Source organism: Chloroflexota bacterium (assembly GCA_016235055.1).
In the GTDB taxonomy this organism is placed as follows: domain Bacteria; phylum Chloroflexota; class Anaerolineae; order JACRMK01; family JACRMK01; genus JACRMK01.
Genome location: JACRMK010000001.1, coordinates 66,634 through 86,013 on the forward strand (window position 1 = coordinate 66,634; position 19,380 = coordinate 86,013).

The window sequence follows — 19,380 nt, forward strand, 5'->3', positions numbered from 1 at the left end:
AGCCTCTTTCACACCGTATGAACACTCAACAAATCCGTGCGGGCGTTGCCAGCGCCGCCCGCAGCGCGGCGATCTCCGGCCAGCCGACGGCCAGTTCGATCACTTCAGCGCCGTACTCCACGCCGCCTTCCCAGATCTGCTCCGCGATGATGCGGCCACCCCAGTGCTGGTAGACAGCCAGCGCTTCGCGATTCTCGGCCATGACCCACAGCGTCAACGCGTGGCCGCCCATCAACTGAAGCCGCCGGACCACACCGTACATCAGCGCACGGCCGACGCCTTGTCGCCGGTTGCCGGAAGCAACGTATAGTGCGGAAAGCTCCGCGTCGTACACGCAACCCGGCAGCGGGCGGCCGCTCGCGTATCCGACAATGCCGGCGCCGGCCGCGTCAGCCACGACCAGCACGCTGCGCCGGTTGGCCTGGATCCATTCGCGCCAGGCCACGGCCTGGCCAGCGACCGTGAACTGCGCAAGGTATCCGCGCGGCACGATACCTTCGTAGGTCTCGTGGTAGGTGTGCACCTGCACGTGTGCGATGGCCTGGCAATCGTCAAGCCGAGCCCGCCGCACCCGCACCGCGTGCATATCAGTCCGAATGCTCGAGAATCGCTTCGGCCTCGATCTCGACGAGCATGGCCGGATCGATCAGCCGCGAGACTTCCACCATACTGGTGGCGGGCCGGATATCGCCGAAGCATTCGGCATGCGCCCGACCGATCGCCTCCCAGTCGCCGATGCGCGTCACGTAGATACGCGTGCGCACCACGTCCGACAGGCTCGCACCCGCCTGTTCAAGCGCATGGGCGACGTTGCGCAGCACCTGCACGGTCTGCGCGTACGGATCGTTGCCGCCAACCAATTTGCCGTCCGGCCCGGTCGCCGTCGTGCCGGAGACGTGCACGACGTTGCCGACCCGCACCGCCCGCGAATAGCCGACCAGCGGCTCCCACGGCGTTCCAGACGATATGTTACGGCGTGTCATTCGCCACTCCGGCTAATCGTACAGTACATGGAGGTCGGACCACGCGACGGCCACTTCGTGCAGGTGGACGTCGTACTCTTCATTGCCGTCCCATTCGTGCTCCTCGACCTGCTCCGCGCCCAGTCGCCCGTACAGCGCCTCGATCGCAGTGTTGCCCTCCAGAAACCAGGCCAGCAACGAACCGCACTCTTTTGCGCTCAGGCGGCGCGCCATTTCGCGCAAGAGCTTTTCCGCCAGAGCCGTGTGCTGGTACGACGGCCGTATGTGCAGACTGGACAGCTCGGCGTCATGGCCCAGCGTCCCGCCATGATCGGCCCAACCGAGCGCGTACCCTGCGATCCGGCCGTTATTGTCCGCCACCAGGATGACCTCGCCGGTCTGCCGCTCGATCAACTCGCGCCACTCGCTTGCCTGCTCCGGATACGAGAAGCGCGCCAGGTATTCCTGCGGCAGCAGGTGCCCGAGGTCTGCGTACTGGGCATCGACCTGCACCTCGGCCAGCCCCTGGCTGTCGGCCGCCACCGCGTCTCTGATTGCGATCATCGAAATGTCCGTGTCCATGATTGACAAGGTGGGCGCCATCCTATTTCTCAAACGGGCCTTTGACCAGCAGGGCGCCGTCGCGCATCATCAGACGCCCGCGCGCAATGACCGTGCGCGGCTTCAGGCCGGCGTCCCACGCCACCAGGTCCGCATCCGCGCCGGCAGCAATGCAGCCCTTGCGACCGGTCATCTTCAGCACGCGCGCCGGCGTCTGAGTTACCGGCTTGAGCATCTGCTCAAGCGGCAGCCCGCACTCGTTGACCGCCGCGCGCCATTCGTCCGTCAGGAAGTCCACGCCCGCGTTGAATAGTCCGATCGGTTGGCGCTTTTCATTGCGGATCGGCATCGACACGTTGCCATCCGATGTGAACGTGATGCGATCCAACGGCACGCCCAGGTTAAGCAGGTTTTTGAGCGCATCCGGGATGCGCAGTCCGGTGCCGCTGCCGCCGCGCCGCGACATGATCGCCGTCAGGTCGATCGTGCCGCCCATCTCGACGAACTTGACCGCCGGCTGCATGTGATCCGGATCGTAGCGGTTGATGTGCGTCGGGTAGAAGCACGACGCAGGCATGCCGGTGCGCTCGATCAGGGCGAAGAGCGGATCGAGGCTCGACGCCCGCTCGCCGACGTGCATGTGCACGATGCCGGCCTTGCCGCCAACGCTGGCGCCATGGACCCCCTCGACCGCCGTGCGCGCCATATCCTCTTCGGTGCAGTAGGCCATGCTCTCCGAGATCGCAAACTTGACGCCGATGCACGGGTCGATCAACATCACGTCGCGCTTGACCGATCCCGTGATCGTCACGGACGGCAGGAAGAACGAACCGGTGTAGAAGAAGTACGTGATACCGCCCAGTTGCAGTTCGCGCCCCTTCATGTACAGATCCACCAGGTTGCGCGCGTCGCAGTCCGCGCCGAGGACACCGACGCAGGTGGTGATGCCGGCGCGGATGATGTCGCCCAGTTCGATGTCGGTGACGCGCCCGCGCGGCCCCTCGTAGTCGCCGCCGCCCAGCGGGTGAAAGTGGCCGTCGATCAGGCCCGGCGTCAGCGTCAGCCCGCTCAGATCGAGCGTCTGCGACACCAATCCGGCGGCGCGCGCCGCCGCGCCCGCCCCGGCGCCCACCGCCACGATCTTCTCGCCGTGCAGCAGCACATCGACCTTACCCAACGGTTCCGGCGCATAGACCTCCGCGCCAGTCAATACGATCAACATCGCATTCCCCTTTCAGTCGGCGCGCAGCGCGCCATGCGCCGCCTACTTGATTGGCAGGGTCCCGCTGACCGGCGTCGTGCCCGACAGGTTGCCCAGGATCAGGTTCAGGCTCGAGTTCTGCGGCACCAGATAGATCACACTTTTGTCGCCCAGCACGTCCTTCAGCAGGCGCAGGCGCTCAAGCTCAAGCGCTGCCGGGTTCTGCGCGAAGACCTGGTATTTGGTGGCGCTGACGCGGCTGTCGCGGCTGGCCACTTCGAGATCGACGTCGGTCCGGGCTTTTTCGGCCAGCAGTTGCTTCTGAAGCACGAGCACTTTCTGGTCCTGCTCGAGTTGCTGGTTGGCGGCCTGCTGGCGGATCAGGTCTTGTCGCCGCTTCTCGGCATCGATCTGCGCCGTCAGCAGCGCCTTTTCGTTCAGGATCTTGCTGTACGCCGGATCGAGGGTCACATTCTTGACGCCGACCGACAGCACGTCGACCGAGAACTTGCTTGTTTCGTTGACCAGGTCCTTTCGGATCTGCTGCGCCAGCGAGTCGCGGTCATCCAGCAACTCCTCCAGCGTGAAATTGCGTACCGCTACCTTGATAGCCTGCGCGGTGATGTTGGACACCGTCTCCTGCAGGCGATTGTCGTCGCGTGCCAGCAGCGACCAGTTCGTCAGCAGGTTCTTCATCGATTCGCAGTCGGTCTTGCGCTTGAACTGCACGGTGATGTCCGTGCCGACCAACTGCGTGTCCTTCGTCGCCACTTCCTTGTCGCCGACGACGAGCGTCAAGGCGTTGGATGAGACCGATGTCAAATCGCTGAAGAGGCCAAGGTCGGTATACACGCCCGGCCCGACACAATTTGTAATGCGGCCGCCGTCGCGCTGGGCAGCCACTTCATTGGTGGCAACCGCCTCGTTGAGATAGCACCCCGTGCTGGTCAGCGCGGCCAGCAGCGCGATCGCAACCGGCAGAAGTCGTTTCATGCTCGCCTCCCCAAAGAAGGTGATTTGTTGTCAAGCATCGGCAATCTGAATCCGAATCCGTTTGTTGATCTTGCCTTTGCTCTCGTACCCGACGACTTTGACGCGCCCGATTTCATGCGTGTGCGCGACGTGCGTGCCGCCGTCGGCCTGCAAATCCAGTCCTTCAATATTGACCGTGCGCACCTCCGGGATGCCCGGCGGCAGCAGGTTGATCTTCGTGCGAATCAAATCGGGAATCTGGAACGCGATATCGCGCGGCAGAATCTTGACCGTGATCGCGTAGCCCTTCTGGATCTCGGCATTGACAGTGGTCTCAATTTCCCCCACAAGCTCTTTCTGCATGCGCTCGAACTCGAAATCCATGCGCGCATCGAGCGGCTCCATATTACCGCCGGTGACGTGCGCGCCGTAGTCGCGGTAGACGACGCCGCACAGCACGTGCAGCGCGGAGTGCGTGCGCATCAGCTTGTAGCGCCGCTCCCAGTCGAGCGCGCCCGTGACGAAACTACCTGGTCCCGGCAAAGCGCCGCCTTCGAGCGTGTGCCAGGCGAGATCGCCCTCTTTCCTGACCTTGGTGACGCGCCAGGTGTGGCCATGCCCCGACAGCGTGCCAAAGTCGCACGGCTGGCCGCCGCCGCCGGGATAGAATGCCGTGCGGTCGAGCGCCACTTCGCTGTCGCGGGACTCCAGGACGCTGGCCTCAAACTGCTTGACGTAGGCATCCAGTTGGTAGATCAGAAGATTCATCGGCATGGTCACTCCTCGCGCCGCGCGGCGCCATCACACCGAATCGCGGCCGGGCTCGCGCGCGCCGTTCAACGTGCGCATGCTCGTAAGGTACGTGTCAAAACCGAGCGACTGCCAGAACCGCAGACCGCCCGGGTTGGTGGCGAGCACATCCAGCGTGATCAGGCATCCGGCCGGCAGCCGCTCTACCGCCAATCGCTCGAATGCGCGCCGGCCGATGCCGCGCCCGCGCAGCGCGCGCTCAACAAAGAACTGGCGCACATAGACACGCGACCGGCCCGGACGGTACTCGTCGCTTTGCGCCCGCCAGACCGCATAGCCAGCCAGCGCCTGCCCCAACCCGATCACGTCGATCGCGTATTCGCGGCGCGCATGCCAGTCTTCCATACGCGCTTGCAGCTCGGCGATCGACATGGCATTCTCGCTGCCTTCATCCTCGATCAGCCGCCGGTTCATACGCGCCAGTTCCGGCCAATCGCCCGCTGCTGCCGGTCGCACCGTCAAGGCCTGATTGTCCATCGAGTCCGCACCGGCCACTGCACATAAACGAAAACTCCCGTCCCGCGCAGGGACGAGAGTTCAGACGAATCCCGTGGTACCACCCTTATCGGCCACCGTGCACGGCAGCCACTTGGCCAGGCGCAATCACGCCTGCGCGGTGGTAACGGGGCGCGGCCCCGGCGCAGATTACTTGCCACCCAACACGGGCATGGCGTTCGTCGCACGGCTCCGGAAGGATTTTTGCACTCGCAGGCGGCGTCCGGCTCGCACCACGCCCGGACTCGCTGATCCGCCCCGCGCATGCTACTCGTTTCCATCAACGCGGTTGGCCTTTATTATGCGACCGCCAATTCGGATTGTCAAATTGCCGAGGTCGCAAACGCCGCTGCGGCCCCCTGGCTTATCGAAGGGCCGCGCGTCGTAACCGCGCAGCTTCAGACAGCCGGCGGCGTCGACAGGCTCTGAGACCTCGCGGGTCTTGAAGACCCGCGAGGTCTGCTATCCTGATCCCGTTTGTTCCCCGCTTGCCTCCCGTCCCCCTTTCACGTACAATTTCGCCATTCTGCTGTACGGCACGGCCCGACGTTCAAGACGCCACCGCCCTGCGGCACGTTCAAGCGACTGCCGCGCGCCTGCGCCCGGCAGTCGCGGATGGATATATAGCACTTCGCACGAGGGAGTGACCGTTTGCCAATCGCGCGTTCCGCCAGTGGCGGGAGTTCGTTAGTTCGCTCGACGCTCATCGTGATGGCCGGCTACCTGGCCAGCAAACTGGTCGGCCTGGCGCGCGACCCGCTGATCGCCCGCGCCTTCGGTGCGCGGCCTGAACTCGATGCGTACTACGCCGCGTTCAACATCCCCGACCTGCTCTTTACATTGATCGCCGGCGGCGCACTGGCGACCGCCTTCATCCCGGTATTCACCGAGGCGCTCTCGCAGCGCGGCCGAACCGACGCATGGCGCTTGGCCAGCGCCGTCATCAACTGGGTGATTCTGCTGACATTGGTGCTGGCGGTGCTGGTCGCGCTGGCCGCGCCGGCGCTGATCGGCTGCTGCCTTGCGCCCGGTTTCTCGCCGGAGCAGCAGGCGCTGACCGCTGAACTGATGCGCCTGATCCTCGTTTCGACGGTCGTGTTCGCGCTGGCCGGCGTCCTGATGGGCATTCTGAACGCCCAACAGCACTTCCTGTCGCCGGCGTTCGCGCCCGCGCTTTACAACCTCGGCATCATCGGCGGCGCGCTCTTCCTCGCGCCGCGTTACGGCATTCATGGCCTCGTGTACGGCGTGATCATCGGCTCCGTCCTGCACCTGGCCTCGCACATCCCCCCAATAATCCGCCACGGCGTGCAGTACCGCCTGCTGCTCCTGCCGCATGAACCGGCGCTGCGCGAAATCGCCCGATTGATGGGGCCGCGCATCGCCGCGCTCGGCGTGATCAAGATCAATGCGCTGGTGGCAACCAACCTCGCCTCGCGGCTCCCGGACGGCAGTGTCGCCGCTCTCAATCTGGCTTGGAACGTCATGCAGATCCCGGAGACGATCATTGCCACGGCGATTGCCACGGCGTTGTTCCCGACGCTGTCGCGCTTCGCCGCCGAGGGCCGCACGGAGGAGCTGAAAGTCAGTGTGGTGTCGGCGTTCCGCGCCATCCTGCTCCTGAGCATCCCGGCGCTGGTCGGGCTGGTGCTGCTCGGCCGGCCGGTCGCCCAACTGCTGTTCGGCGGCGGCCGCTGCGATGCGGGTTGCGTCGATGCGGTGGTGTGGGCGTTGCAGTTCTACGCGCTGGCGCTGATCGGCCAGTCACTGCTCGAGGTCGCGGCGCGCATGTTCTACGCGCAGAAGGACACGAAGACGCCGCTGGTTGCCGCGGCCATCGCCATGGGCTTCAACGCGCTCATGGCCGTTGCGCTGGTCGGGCCGCTGGCGCACGGCGGCATCGCGTTGGCCAATGCGGTCGCGGTCAGCGTCGAGGTGGGGTTTCTGCTGCTGGTGGCGCGCCGTCGCCTGCCGGGGATGCCGCTGAAGCGGCTGGCGACGCTGGCCGTGCAAGGCAGCGTCGCCGGCGGCAGCATGGCGCTCGCCATCGCGGCGTCGGCGCTGGCGGGCATAACCTCGCCGCTGCCGGCGCTCGCCATCGGCGGCGCAGCCGCCGCCGGTTACTTCGGCATCATGTGGATTGCGGGCGTCGAGGAGTTGCGGGCGCTGCCGCGCCGGCTACGTTCCGGCCAGCCGCAATAGGAGCAGCATCGCCACCTGCCCGGTCTGCTTCAGCTTCGCGACGTCGATCTGATCGAACGTATCATTCGGCATGTGGATGTCGCCGTAGCGTTGCCAGATGAAGAATATGGCCGGCACCCCGCGCTTCAGGAACGACTCGTGGTCGCTGCCTCCACTTACCTGTTCGCGTCCGGTTTTCACGCCCAGGTCCCGCGCTGCGGACTTCGCCTGGTCTGCCAGCGCCGGTGAATCTTCGGTGATGTTGAGGCCGTCACCCAGTCCGGCCCCGACCACGTCGAGATTGATGTAGCCCTTCGTCTGCGTCAGTGGAAATAGCGGGTGATCGACGTAGTACTTCGACCCGATCAGCCCGGACTCTTCCGCGCTCCACGCCGCAAACACGATTGTGCGCTTCGGCTTGATTCCCGCTTGCACGAACTGCTCGGCCAGCGCGACGACCACGGCCGCGCCCGATGCGTTGTCGTTGGCGCCCTGGAAAAGCAGCCCGCCCGGGTCAACGCCGACATGGTCATAGTGGCCGCCCACGATCAAGACCTCGGCGGACAGGCTCGGATCGCTGCCGGGCAAGGCGGCCACGACGTTCTTGGTCGGTGCATCCTTGATGTCCACTTTCAGGGACATGCGCACCCGCGCGGATGTGGCGATCGCCACCCCTTCGCGGCTGGCGCGCTCTTCGAGTTCGGACAGTCGTCCGGCGCTGCCCATCATGATTTGCGCCGCCGTGTTCGACACAACCAGCAGCGGGTGCGTCTCGTTCGGCAGGCCGCTGCCGGCAATGTACGAGCTCTTGAACGCCAGGTTGTCCGGGCTGTTAGTGATCACGAGCAGGCCCGCCACACCGTTGCGGAACAGGTTGGCGGCCCAGTCGCTCACGCGCTGGTTAGGTGGCTGGAAGACCAGCGCGATCTTGCCATTCAGGTCGGACGCCAGCCGTATATCGCGCTCCGTGCCGCGCCCGAGAAAGATTACGCTGCCTTCCGCCTGCGCACTGGCGGTCATCCACTGCCCGCTCTCGCGGAAGTCCACGCGAGGCACGAACGACTGCTTGACCGCGCCGCCGTCGCCCAGCAGCGCCAGCGCCGGCGCATCGGCCAGATCGACGAACGGCAGCATGAAGTTCTGGAAATAGGTGCCGCCATCGCCGATCGGCTTCAGGCCGGCGGCCTTGAAGCGTCCCGCGATGTACTCGGCGGCCAGATCGCCGCCGGCGGCCCCGGCTTTGCGGCCCGCCATCGCCTTGCTCGTCAGGACGCGCGTATGCTCGTACGCCGCGCTGCCGTCAAAGGCGCGCACCAGCGCCAGCTCGTCGGACGATGATGGCGCCGTCGTTGCCGCAGCGGACGCGGGCGTGCCGGAGCGCGGCGGGAAGGTCGGCACGACGACTTCGGGGCTCGGCAGCACCGGGAGCGTGCGCGGCGTCGCCGGTGCGCGGGTAGCTGTTGGCTCGGGCGTTGGCGTCACCTGCGGTGCGCAACTCACGAGCCAGAGCGCTCCAAGCGCAATCCCGATCAGAGCGCGGTGCAGCGATACTGACATGCTCATCACAAGCGGGCTCCTCGCACTACCGCACGCGATAGCGCTCCACGATGCGGCGCGTCTCCTCGAGCGGCAGCGCGTGAGCCGTGCGCCCGCGATAACCGACGGTCGTCTCCGCGCCGGTTAGCGAATTCAGGATCGCCTCCTCGGTCGCCTCGGCCACCGCCTCGAAGAACACGTTCAGATGGTGGTGTGGGACCATCGCCAACGGGTACAGTTGATCGGACTTGGTCGGCAGGTCGTTGCCGGTGGCGAACGCCAGGAACAGGTCGCCGCTGCTGTTGTTGCCCAGCCCGCCGACGCGTGCCAGCCCGACCGTGGCTCGCTGGGCAAGCCGCCGGCACTGGGTGGCGATCAGCGGCGCGTCGGTCGCCACGATCACGATGATCGAGCCGTCCTTCAGCCGCTCGGTCCACGGCGTCGGCACCTGTTCCGCGTCGAGCAGGCGGCCAACCGGCACGCCATCGACGCGCAAGAAGCGGCGCGTGCCGTAGTTCGACTGCACGAGCACGCCGACCGTGTGAGTGCCGACCGGCGTCGTGACGACGCGCGACGCCGTGCCGATTCCGCCTTTGAAGTCGTGGCAGATCATGCCGGTGCCGCCGCCAACGCAGCCTTCATCAGGCACGCCGCCGCGCGCACTCCCCAGTGCCGCCAGCGCATGTTCGCGCGTCAGATGAAACGCGTTGATGTCGTTCAGCCAGCCGTCGAATGTCTCGGTCACGACCGGCAGGTAGAACCGTTGCGTGTCGTCGCGCTGCGTTTCATAGTAGACCAGCGCATCACGCACGATGCCGACCTGATGCGTATTGGTAATCGCGATCGGCGAGCCAAGCATGCCGGACTCTTCGAGCCACGGCAGGCCGGTCATCTCGCCGTTGCCATTGAACGAGTGGAACCCGGCAAACGCCTTGTTCATCCAGATGTCGCCCTCGCGCGGGACGATCATCGTCACGCCGGTTCGCGCCACACGCGGCTCGTCGTAGTTCAGCGTCGTGTGGCCGACCAGCACGCCCGGCACATCGGTGATGGCATTGTTGGGTCCGGTGGGAAGCTCGCCAATGGTGATGCCGAGGTCCCGCAAGCGCGCGCGCGTCATAGTTGTTCTCTCCCGATCTTCGTATTATTGATGTCAGCCAGCATAGCGGCGAACCAGCGCCAGCACGTCGTCCACCGGCAGGGCGTACCGCACATGATCGTCGCGACCCACGGTCGTCTCGGCTGTAAAGAGCGAGTTCAGCACCGCTTCCTCGGTCGCTTCAACCACGGCCCGGAACAGATCGTCCATCGACTCTTCGCGCACGATCGCCGGGCGCATCGCCGCGACGTCCGGCGCCTCATGGGTAATCCGGTAGGCCGTGCTGAAGGCAACGGCGAAATCGCCGGAGCCGTGCCCGTACAGGCTGCCGGTGCGCGCCAGTCCCGCCGACACACGGCCGCACAGGCGGTGCAGTTGCCGCGCGTCGCACGGCGCGTCGGTGGCCAGCACGATCATGATCGAGCCTCTGTCAGCCGGCGCGGTGACGGGCGGCTCAATGTGCCGGCCAACCGGCGTCGGCCCAACGCACAGGTCGCGCGAGGCGCCGAAGTTGGATTGCACCAGCGCGCCGACCGTGTAGCCGGTGCGCCCGATCCGGCTCGCGGTGCCGATGCCGCCCTTCCAGCCGTAACAGACCGTGCCCGTGCCCGCGCCGACGCAGCCTTCGGCGACGGCGCCCTCGGCCGCGCTTGCAATCGCAGCCAGCACGTGCGCGGTAGTCACGTGTCGCCCCTGGATGTCATTCAGGTGACTATCGTTGGTTTCGCCGACCAGCGGGTTGACGCTCGTCGTGCGGATGCCGATCTCGGGGCTCTGGCTGATGGCATAGTCTACCAGGGCGTCGAACACCCGGCCGACATTGAGCGTGCTGGTCAGCGCGATCGGCGTCTCGATGTTGCCCAGTTCCCGCACCTGCTCGAAGCCGGTCGGCTTGCCAAAGCCGTTGATGGTTTGCACCGCTGCCGGCGCCTTCTCGCGAAACAGGTTGCCGCCATGCGGAAGGATCACGGTCACGCCGGTGCGCACCGGACCTGCGCCCGGGCGCAGCGGCCCATCGCCGCTGACCAGCGTCGTATGCCCGACCTTGACCCCGGCCACATCGGTGATGGCGTTGAGCCGGCCGGTCGGCAGTTCGCCCGTTGTAATGCCCACCTCTCGCATGCGCGCACGCGCCATGGTTCGCTCCCGGTGTACGTTGTCGTGCCGAATGGCCGCGTGGCCCGCTCAGCACTGTCTACAGTCCACGATTCTACCATCGGACGGCGCATTCCCCAATGCGCTGTACGATTCAACCCGCCATGCCTTGCAGGTAGGGGCGAAGCATCGGGGCCGCGCGGTACGATAATGAGAGCCCGTACGCCCGATGCTTCGCCCCTACGACGCGCATTGGCGCGGCCATCGCATCCGGAGTAAAATGTTGCCTTGCGAGCGCGGCGCCATCAACACGTCCGCTGGCCGCGCACGCCGACATCAAGAGGAGCACTCCCTTGCAGCGCACCGCAAATCAGGGCCCAGGCATCTTTGCGCGCCTGCCCGTTCATTACGCATGGATCGTCACCGGCATCACCTGCCTCGTGCTGCTGGCCGCGGCCGGCGTGCGCGCCGCGCCGAGCGTTCTGATCAAGCCGCTGGAGACCGAGTTCGGCTGGAGCCGGTCGAGCATCTCGTTCGCCGTGGCGGTCAGCATCCTGTGGTTCGGTCTGGGCGGCCCGATCGCCGGCACGCTCGTCGATCGCTTCGGCCCGCGCCGCATTATGGCCTTCGGATTGGTGTTGATTGCCGCCGGCACCTTCGACACGCTGACGATCAGCGAACTGTGGCAGTTCCACCTCTTCTGGGGACTGATCGTCGGCGTCGGCACCGGCGCGCTGGCCAACGTGCTCGGCGCGGCGATTTCACAGCGCTGGTTCCGCAAGCACCGCGGTCTGGTGGTTGGGCTGTTCGGCGCGGCATCGGCGGCCGGGCAACTGATCTTCCTGCCTACGCTGATGAACATGACCGCCACCTCCGGCTGGCGCAGCGCGCTGACGTTCGTGGCCGTCTTTGTCGCCGCGCTGCTCGTGCCGCTGATCGTGTTCATGCGCAATCGCCCGGAGGACGTCGGCCTGCGGGCGGTCGGCGACGACGGGGCGCACGTCGAAGGCGGCGAAATGGCGCAGCGCACGCCGCTGCGCGAGGCTTTGCGCACACGCGACTTCGCACATGGTCGGCGCGAGCGTGGCCGCGTACACCGGCGGCGCACTGCACGATGCGCTGGGCGACTACACGGTGGCGTTCATGTCTGCCGCACTGCTCGGGCTGATTGCGGCCGGCTTCTCATACAGCATTCAGCGCGGCCGCAAGTGGCAGGCCGTCCCCGCTTGATACACAACCATCACAACTGAACGACCGTAGAAACCACGAAGGCACTGAGTACTCGGATAGAGTATTCAGTGCCTCTGTCTCTTCGTGGTGAAGCGCTTTGACTCAGATTGCGACTGCCATGCCATCCCCGCGCGAATCCGATGCGCCGGTCATGACGCCGCGCGCCGCATCGAAAGCGATCATCTGCGCCACCCCGCCCACGTCGGCGACACGCACCGGATGGCCCTTCGCCTCCAGCGCATGCCGGACATCGGACGGCAGCGCGGCCTCCACGTCCAGGCTCATTGGCCGGTCCAGCCCGGCCGGATCGGTGCCCGGCACGCTCAGCCAGCGCGGCGCATCGACTGCCGGCTGTAAGCCCAGCCTATGATCCAACACGGCGGTGATCAACTGCACGCCCGCTTGCGTCTGCAGGTCGCCGCCCGGCGTGCCGCCGACCAGCGACGCTTTGCCGTCGCGCGTGGCGAGAAAACAGGAGAGCGTGTGCATCGTGCGCTTGCCCGGCGCCAGTGCATTCGGATGGTTCGGCTGCAGCACAAACCCGCGTCCGGCGCGATTGTTGAACAGGATGCCGGTACCCGGCGCGACAAAATCACTGCCGAACGCCTTGGAGAGGCTGTGAATGAACGACACCGCGTTGCCGGCCGCATCGGCCACGCAGAAGTAACTCGTATCCCCGTCGGCCACCGGCAGCGGCAGCGTCTGCGTGGAAGCCCGCAGCGGATCGATGGCGGCGCGCGCGCCTTCGGCGTACGCCTTTGACAGCAGCGTGTCGAGCGGCCAGCTCACAAAGGCCGGGTCGCCGGCATAGCGGTTGCGGTCGGCGAACGCGATCTTCTTCGCTTCGATCATCAGGTGGATCGCATCAGCCGAGTTATGCGCAAGCCCGGCCAGGTCGAAGCCTTCGAGGATGTTCAGCATCTCCAGCAGCATGAATCCCTGCGACGGCGGCTTCGGCTCGTAGATCGTATGCCCGCGATACGTCACCGACGGCGGCTCGTAGAGCTCGGACTGATGCTTCGCGAAATCGCTCGCGGTGAACAAAGCGCCGGCATCGTCCAGTCCCTTGAGCAGAGCGCGGGACAGGTCGCCGCGGTAAAACTCCTCAGCGCCGCCGTCCGCCACACGGGCCAGGCTGCGCGCCAGATCGCGCTGTACCAGCCGGTCGCCGGCGCGATACGGCTCTTCGCCGCGCAGGTAAGCCTCAGCCGAGGCCGGGAATTTGGCCAGGTTGCGCGCACTGGCCGCAAAGTGCCCCGCCATGCGCGGCGGCACCGGGAAGCCCTCTGCGGCGTACGCGATGGCCGGCTCCAGCAACTGCCCGAATGGTCGCGTGCAGAAATGCGCGTGAAACGTCTCCCAGGCATGCACGGCGCCCGGCACGGCGATGGAGAGCGGCCCGTTGAGCGGCATCTGCTTGAAACCGCGCTCACGATAGAATTCGATGGTGGCGCCCGATGGCGCGCCGCCGCTGCCGTTGAGTCCGAACACCCGGCCGTTGGACGCTTGATAGCCCAGCGCGAACACATCGCCACCGAGCCCGCACATCGGCGGCTGCACCACCGCCTCTACGGCGGCGACCGTCAGCGCGGCGTCGAACGCGTTGCCGCCGTCGGCGAGCACGCGCGCGCCGGCCGATGCGGCCAGCGGCGAATTGGAGCAGACCAGACCGCGCGCCGAGTAGACCTCGCTTCGTGAGTGCATGGCATTCCTCAGGCGGCCGGAGTATCCGCAGTCTCGGTAACCGCGTCTGCGGCATCGGCCTCGTCTTCGAGTTTCGTGTGCGCCGCATCGAGCACCGGGCGCAGCGCCTGCTCGACGGCTGCCTGTTGCACGGCGCCGTACAGGTACTGGCAGACGTTAGCGACGGCCCGTGCATGGCCGCCGGCGGTGTCATCGGTCGCCGCTTTCTGGAATACGTCCCAGGTTTCGGCGTTGCTGTTCTTGAGCCACGCCAACCCAAGCTTCCGCAACGCGTCCTCCTCCGGCGACCAGTGGCCGCCCTCGATCTCGGACACCAGCACCTTGACGCCATCTTGCGACCCTTGCAGGAAACGCAGATACGAATGCGAGCTGCCGGTCGCGGCAATGTCGTCAATGCGGTGCGCCAGGTACTGCAAACCTTGCGCTGCCAGCAGGCTTGGCAGATGGTCCAGCGTGTGTTTTTCCGTCCACGCCTGCTTGATGTTCCAAATCAGCGCGCCCTTGGCATTCGGCAGTTCGGCGCCGGCGCTTTCCTGGCTGATCTTCCCCTGCTGCACATCGACGACAAGCTGGCGCACGGCGTCATGCGCGTCGGCATCCAACATCGCCGTCCCGTACGACATGAATGTCTCGTGTATAACCTGTTCGGTCTCTTTCGTCAGGAACTCGACCTGCGCGCCCTGGCGCGCCGCGCCGATGTGCGATCGCTTCTCCAGCTTGTGCTTCCGTTTCTGATCCCGGCTGAGTTTCTTTTTGGCCATGTGCAACCATCCCGTGTAGACTCGAAAATAAACCTGACAGGATCGGTCTGATCCTGTCAGGCTGAATGTGCCGCGCAGATTGTAGCGAAAAACGCCGGTTGGCGCAAAGATTCAGTCGTGCGTCCAGCAATTCTCAATTTGGCTTTGTACGGGTACTTTCCAATGCCGCTTGCGATGCGCTGGCCCTCAGGCGCTTGTCACGCAAGCTGGCCCGCCGAAAAAGTGGCGCTGCCCTCCCCCCGACCCCCTCCCAACTTCGTTGGGATATTGGCAGCCGACTCCAAAATGAGAATTGCTGTCGTGCGTCAGCGCCGGTACAGCCACAACGCGGCGGCCATGCCCACGGCCACCAGCAGGCCGAGCGCGCACGGCACGCCGAACGCCCCGGGGGCCCCACCCGTCGCGGCCGGTGCAGACGTCGTGACGGCGGGAACTGGCGTGTTCGTTACAGCCTGCGGCGCGGGCGTTGACGCCAGAGCGTTTGGCGTGACCAGCGGAAGCGTCGCCGGTGTGACCTGGGCCGCCGGGCCGCCCGTATCAAAGATCTCGTACGCCTGCCCGTCGAGCACGACAATCACGTTGGCGCCGAGTGCAAAGTAGCGCGACCATTCCGGGTGCTTGTCCAGCAGGCCGTAGTAGTCGGCGCTCTGGAAGGCGACCTTCGTCGTCGTCATCTTACGGTTGTCAAAGGTCGTGTCGGTCCAGACGCCCTTGTTGTTCACAAACGCGCGGTCGCCCACGTACTGCAATGCCAGATACGCTTCGCGCTGCGCGGACGGCGTGGCCGTACCCGCCATGCCCGGCAGCGGTACGGCAGCCGCAGTGGTCGGCGCGGCGGCCGGCGCGTTGGCAGACCCCATGCGCGAGTTGTTCTGCGACTGCTCGACGGCGCCGGCGCCGCTGGCCGCGGCCGGTGTGGCGTTGGCCTTCTGCATATCCGCCGCCGCCTGGTCGCGGCCCGGCTGGTTCAGCACCTGGCTCGTCTCGTTCACCAGGAACGAGGTGTAGGGCGTGACGATGCCGTAGCGCACCGACAGCGACACGATCTCGTCGACGATCTCCTTCTGCGCGCCGCGCAGCCGCACCTGATCGAGCAGGTAGCCGATCTTGCGCGTCGCCCACAGGCGCGCCAGCGACGCATCGCCGCCGGACTGTGCGAACTGGACGTCCCGATAGACGTACGACTGCGGGCGGCCGTTGATCGTGCCGGAGAGCGTAATCGTGCCGTTACCGCCGCCGCGATAGCGGCCCGCCAGCACGATCTGTTGCCCGGCAAACAGGTCAACCAGCGCCTGCGGGTACTGGTCGTTGACCGTCATGCCGCCCCAGTCGATCTTGATGTCGGCCAGCACGGGCGTGGACACCTTGGCGTAGAAGCCCGAAACCACTTCGTTGATGTTCTCTTGTGGCTTGATATACGCGCTGGCGCCACGCAGCCCCTGCGACAGCGAGTCCAGCAGGACCGTGTTCACGTCATAACCGACGCCAAACGTGAACAACCGCACGTTGCGCTTCGCGGTCTGCAGCGCGCTGGACAGAATGCGGTTGGGGTCGGTCACGCCGGTCGTCGGCATGCCGTCGGTCATGAAGATGATGATCGCCGGGCGCTCGCCGTCCACCATCGTCAGCGCTTCGAGCAGCGCCTGATTGATATCGGTGCTGCCCTCGGCGCGCACGGCGCTCACGAACGCCAGCGCGCTCTTGATGTCCGAGGCCGGGCGCAGGCTCGTCGCGTAGCGTGTTACGCCGGTGCTGAACGTGATGATGTTGAAGCGGTCGGCCGGATTCAGTTGACCGATGACGTACTGCATCGCCTGCTTGGCTTGATCGATCTTGTTGCCCTGCATCGAACCCGACACGTCAAGCACGTAGATCACGTCTTTCGAGACCACTTCGCCCGGGCGCGCCTCAACCTTCGGCGCGGCCAGCAGCACGAAGAAGCCATCCTCGCCACTCGCCGGCTTGTACGTCAGCAGGTTGACGGCGATATCGCCCTGCGAAGTCGAGAAGTACAGCGCGAAGTCCTGGTCGGGCCGCACGTTCTTCGCTTCCCAGCCGGCTACCGCCGCGTACTCCCCGTTGCGCTTGACCGCAACGTCATGCGACGGCGAGTAGATCGCCTTGATGGCGTCTTTCGATTTGATATTCACGGTCACCGAGGCGTCGAGCAACGGGCGCGACGAGAACTTCTCGGTGTTCAGCGGGTAGACATACTTGATCAGGCCGTTTTCCGCAGCCAGCACCTGCTTGTATTCCAGTTCGATACGCTTCTCGCCATGCGCCGGTATGGGGTAGACGCGCGCCTGAAACGCGCCACGCCCCACGTACTCCAGCAGCGCCGGGTCGCGCCGCTGGTTGACAATGCCCGTGTAGATCTGGCGGGCGCGGTTGGCATCCAGCACCTCGGCCTCCAGGCGCTTGCCGTCCACCCACATGGCAAAGTCCGACACCGTGGCATCGGGTGGCAGCGGGAAGATGTACAGCCCTTCCAGGTCAACGCCGCTGTCGTTCAGAAACACCTGGTCGACGCGCGTTGTCGCAACCTGGTTGTCGATGGTGACCGTCACACGGTGATATTTGATGGCGAGGGACGGACTGACCGGCACGCAGCGCGCCCCGGCCGGGCACGGCTGCAGCGTGGGTGTGGGACACGGTCGCGGCGCTTGCCCATCCATCGGCGGCGGACACGGCACGACGATGCCGTCGGCGCGCACGGGCATGGCGCCCCAGGCAAACGCCAGCAACAGCGCGAAAAACAGAACGAATCGGAACGGGTGTTTCATGGCAGCCTCCTTTATGGCGTCTCAACAACCAGACGCCGCGCAAGGGCCGTTTGTTCCCGTCCGGGCGCAAAAAGAGCCGCTCTCGGTGATCGACGAGAGCGGCCCAAATTCCAGAACGGTCAGGCAGTCGCGGACTAGCGGCGTCGCAGCCGGAAATCGCCACCAGCGTTCTGCCAGATGCTCAAGCCGCCAACATAGCCGTAACCCATGGCGTAGATCAGCAGCCACTGGCTGACGCGCCCGGCCGCCTCGTGGTTGCCCACGACGTAAAACGCCAGCGCCGCCACAGCCGCCAGAAGCTCGGCCAACACGATCGGATCGCGCGGCAGCGAGTACCGCTTGTGCCACCACTGGTCGGCGCGCGAGCGCAGATCGAACTTGGGCGTGCGCTTGAATGTGTTGTCTACCCCCAGGATCGCCTCGACGGCGGCGCGCGTGTTGTTGAGCGACATGCCGGTGCCCAGCACGATCAGCATGACCATCGTGGACACGAAGCGAGCCGCGTGGCGGGCGCTGGACAGCGGACTGTGCGGGCGATCGCCCGGACGCGCGCCCGAACCCCCGCGCCGCATCATCGCCGTCGTGTAGAGGGAGATCGAGCCAAACAGCGCCCCCATCAGGTACGGCAACAGGCTGAACAGCGGCGATTGCTCAACCGACATCGGCAGCGCCAGAATAAACGCGATGACCATCAGCGGGTGCATCAGGTACCCGCCCAACTGCAACGTTGCCTGCACTTTGACCATCAGCGGCAGCCGCGCCATCCAGACCATCGGCAGCAGCTTCTTGATCGTCTGCACGGACCCCTTCGCCCAGCGAAACTGCTGGCGTTTGTAGGCGTCGATCTGGGCCGGCACCTCGGCGGGCACGGCGACATCCGTGCGGAAGCGAAACTGCCAGCCGGCTAGCTGCGCGCGGAAGCTCAGATCGAGGTCCTCGGTCAACGTGTCGCCCTGCCAGCCGCCCGCCGCGTCAATGCACGCGCGCCGCCAGATGCCGGCCGAGCCGTTAAAGGCCATGAACCAGCCCATGCGATTGCGCGCTTCCTGCTCCACTATGAAGTGCCCATCGATGCCGGCGGCCTGAATGCGAGTCAGCAGCGAGTAGTCGGCATTGACATGGTCCCAGCGCCCCTGCACGCAGCCGACGCGCGGATCGGTGAACGACGGCAGCATCTGCCGGAGGTAGTCCGGGCGCGGCAGGAAATCGGCGTCGAAGATGGCGATGAATTCGCCGCGCACGCGCGGCATGGCGTCCGCCAGCGCGCCGCCTTTGAAGCCGTGCGGCTGCGCGCGCCGCACCACTTCGATCCAGTGGCCGTTGGCGGTCATACGCGCCGCTAGGCGGTCCACAATCTCGCGTGTCTCGTCGGTCGAGTCGTCGAGCACCTGGATCTGCAGGCGCTGGCGCGGATAGTCGAGCGCGCCAATCGCGCCCAGCAGCCGCTCCACGACGTATCGCTCATTGAAAATTGGCAGTTGAACCGTGACGACCGGCACATCCGCCGTTGCGGGCGCTGCCACCACGTCGGCGGCGCGCGGGCGCGGCTTCAGCCAGAAAATGGCCGTCAAGATCAGGCTGTTGAGTCCGTAAATTGCCAGGATCAGCAGGCTGGCAACGTATAGCCCTTCTACCATCGCTCACCCCATAGAATCATACATATCAAGCCCTGAATTATAGCATGGGCCGCTCGACATCACCGAATGTGCATAGCGCCACCAGCAATTCTCATTTTGGAGTCTGTCCACCAAGTTACCCCCCTCATCCCCTGGCCCCTTCCCCCCCGCGCGCGGGGGAGAAGGGGAAAAGTGAATGGGGAGGTGCGCGGCGGCGCAGCCGCCGCGCCAATCCCCATCGAATCGCTCCCCCTCCCAACTTCGTGTATAGACCGGGGACATGGTTGACAGGTGTTCGGGGACATGGTTGACACTCACATACGGTATGATGACCCTCATTCAGGAGGTGTCACATGCCATGGACCGAGGTCTCC

Annotated in this window: 16 protein-coding genes; 2 read left to right on the forward strand and 14 right to left on the reverse strand. The window is 65.7% G+C overall.

Annotated features, from left to right (window positions below):
- Positions 1-25 precede the first annotated feature (25 nt).
- Genes HZB53_00235 through HZB53_00265 form a run of 7 tightly spaced genes read right to left on the reverse strand, consistent with a single transcriptional unit; the run spans position 26 to position 4,983 of the window.
- Positions 26-586, reverse strand: a complete 561-nt coding sequence (locus HZB53_00235; GenBank protein ID MBI5876048.1) for a GNAT family N-acetyltransferase — start codon at positions 584-586, stop codon at positions 26-28.
- Between the two features lies 1 nt (position 587).
- A complete protein-coding gene (locus tag HZB53_00240; GenBank protein ID MBI5876049.1) occupies positions 588-983 on the reverse strand; it encodes a RidA family protein in 396 nt (131 codons plus the stop codon).
- A gap of 12 nt (positions 984-995) precedes the next feature.
- On the reverse strand, positions 996-1,526 hold the full coding sequence (locus HZB53_00245) for a GNAT family N-acetyltransferase (protein ID MBI5876050.1): 531 nt from the start codon (positions 1,524-1,526) through the stop codon (positions 996-998).
- Between the two features lie 40 nt (positions 1,527-1,566).
- Positions 1,567-2,745 (reverse strand): beta-aspartyl-peptidase, encoded by a 1,179-nt coding sequence (locus HZB53_00250; GenBank protein MBI5876051.1) that lies wholly within the window; start codon positions 2,743-2,745, stop codon positions 1,567-1,569.
- 42 nt (positions 2,746-2,787) lie between these two features.
- A complete protein-coding gene (locus HZB53_00255) occupies positions 2,788-3,717 on the reverse strand; it encodes an SPFH domain-containing protein (protein ID MBI5876052.1) in 930 nt (309 codons plus the stop codon).
- Positions 3,718-3,747: 30 nt separating this feature from the next.
- Complete coding sequence (locus tag HZB53_00260) at positions 3,748-4,464, reverse strand: alanyl-tRNA editing protein (GenBank protein ID MBI5876053.1); 717 nt, start codon at positions 4,462-4,464, stop codon at positions 3,748-3,750.
- A gap of 33 nt (positions 4,465-4,497) precedes the next feature.
- On the reverse strand, positions 4,498-4,983 hold the full coding sequence (locus tag HZB53_00265) for a GNAT family N-acetyltransferase (GenBank protein ID MBI5876054.1): 486 nt from the start codon (positions 4,981-4,983) through the stop codon (positions 4,498-4,500).
- 669 nt (positions 4,984-5,652) lie between these two features.
- Here HZB53_00265 and murJ point away from each other — a divergent pair.
- On the forward strand, positions 5,653-7,203 hold the full coding sequence (gene murJ / locus HZB53_00270) for a murein biosynthesis integral membrane protein MurJ (GenBank protein MBI5876055.1): 1,551 nt from the start codon (positions 5,653-5,655) through the stop codon (positions 7,201-7,203).
- On the opposite strand, the gene HZB53_00275 is transcribed toward murJ, so the two are convergent.
- From HZB53_00275 to HZB53_00285, 3 genes are read right to left on the reverse strand one after another with little or no spacing between them, the layout of a single operon-like run.
- Positions 7,180-8,745, reverse strand: a complete 1,566-nt coding sequence (locus HZB53_00275; GenBank protein MBI5876056.1) for a M20/M25/M40 family metallo-hydrolase — start codon at positions 8,743-8,745, stop codon at positions 7,180-7,182. The genes murJ and HZB53_00275 overlap by 24 nt on opposite strands.
- A 19-nt stretch (positions 8,746-8,764) precedes the next feature.
- Positions 8,765-9,838, reverse strand: a complete 1,074-nt coding sequence (locus HZB53_00280) for a P1 family peptidase (protein MBI5876057.1) — start codon at positions 9,836-9,838, stop codon at positions 8,765-8,767.
- 33 nt (positions 9,839-9,871) lie between these two features.
- Positions 9,872-10,954, reverse strand: coding sequence for a P1 family peptidase (locus HZB53_00285; GenBank protein MBI5876058.1), 1,083 nt, complete (start codon positions 10,952-10,954; stop codon positions 9,872-9,874).
- Positions 10,955-11,265: 311 nt separating this feature from the next.
- On the opposite strand from HZB53_00285, the gene HZB53_00290 reads away from it, so the two are divergent.
- Positions 11,266-12,162: an MFS transporter gene (locus tag HZB53_00290; GenBank protein ID MBI5876059.1), complete on the forward strand. Its 897-nt coding sequence runs from the start codon at positions 11,266-11,268 to the stop codon at positions 12,160-12,162.
- A gap of 82 nt (positions 12,163-12,244) precedes the next feature.
- Here HZB53_00290 and ggt read toward each other — a convergent pair whose 3' ends face one another.
- The 4 genes from ggt to HZB53_00310 all read right to left on the reverse strand — a co-directional run bounded on the left by ggt (position 12,245) and on the right by HZB53_00310 (position 19,027).
- Positions 12,245-13,846 carry a gamma-glutamyltransferase gene (gene ggt / locus HZB53_00295; GenBank protein ID MBI5876060.1) on the reverse strand — a complete coding sequence of 534 codons (1,602 nt, stop codon included), beginning with the start codon at positions 13,844-13,846 and terminating at the stop codon, positions 12,245-12,247.
- Between the two features lie 8 nt (positions 13,847-13,854).
- On the reverse strand, positions 13,855-14,607 hold the full coding sequence (locus HZB53_00300; GenBank protein MBI5876061.1) for a hypothetical protein: 753 nt from the start codon (positions 14,605-14,607) through the stop codon (positions 13,855-13,857).
- A 305-nt stretch (positions 14,608-14,912) separates the two neighbouring features.
- A complete protein-coding gene (locus tag HZB53_00305) occupies positions 14,913-17,390 on the reverse strand; it encodes a VWA domain-containing protein (GenBank protein MBI5876062.1) in 2,478 nt (825 codons plus the stop codon).
- Positions 17,391-17,524: 134 nt separating this feature from the next.
- Complete coding sequence (locus tag HZB53_00310) at positions 17,525-19,027, reverse strand: glycosyltransferase (protein ID MBI5876063.1); 1,503 nt, start codon at positions 19,025-19,027, stop codon at positions 17,525-17,527.
- Positions 19,028-19,380 lie beyond the last annotated feature (353 nt).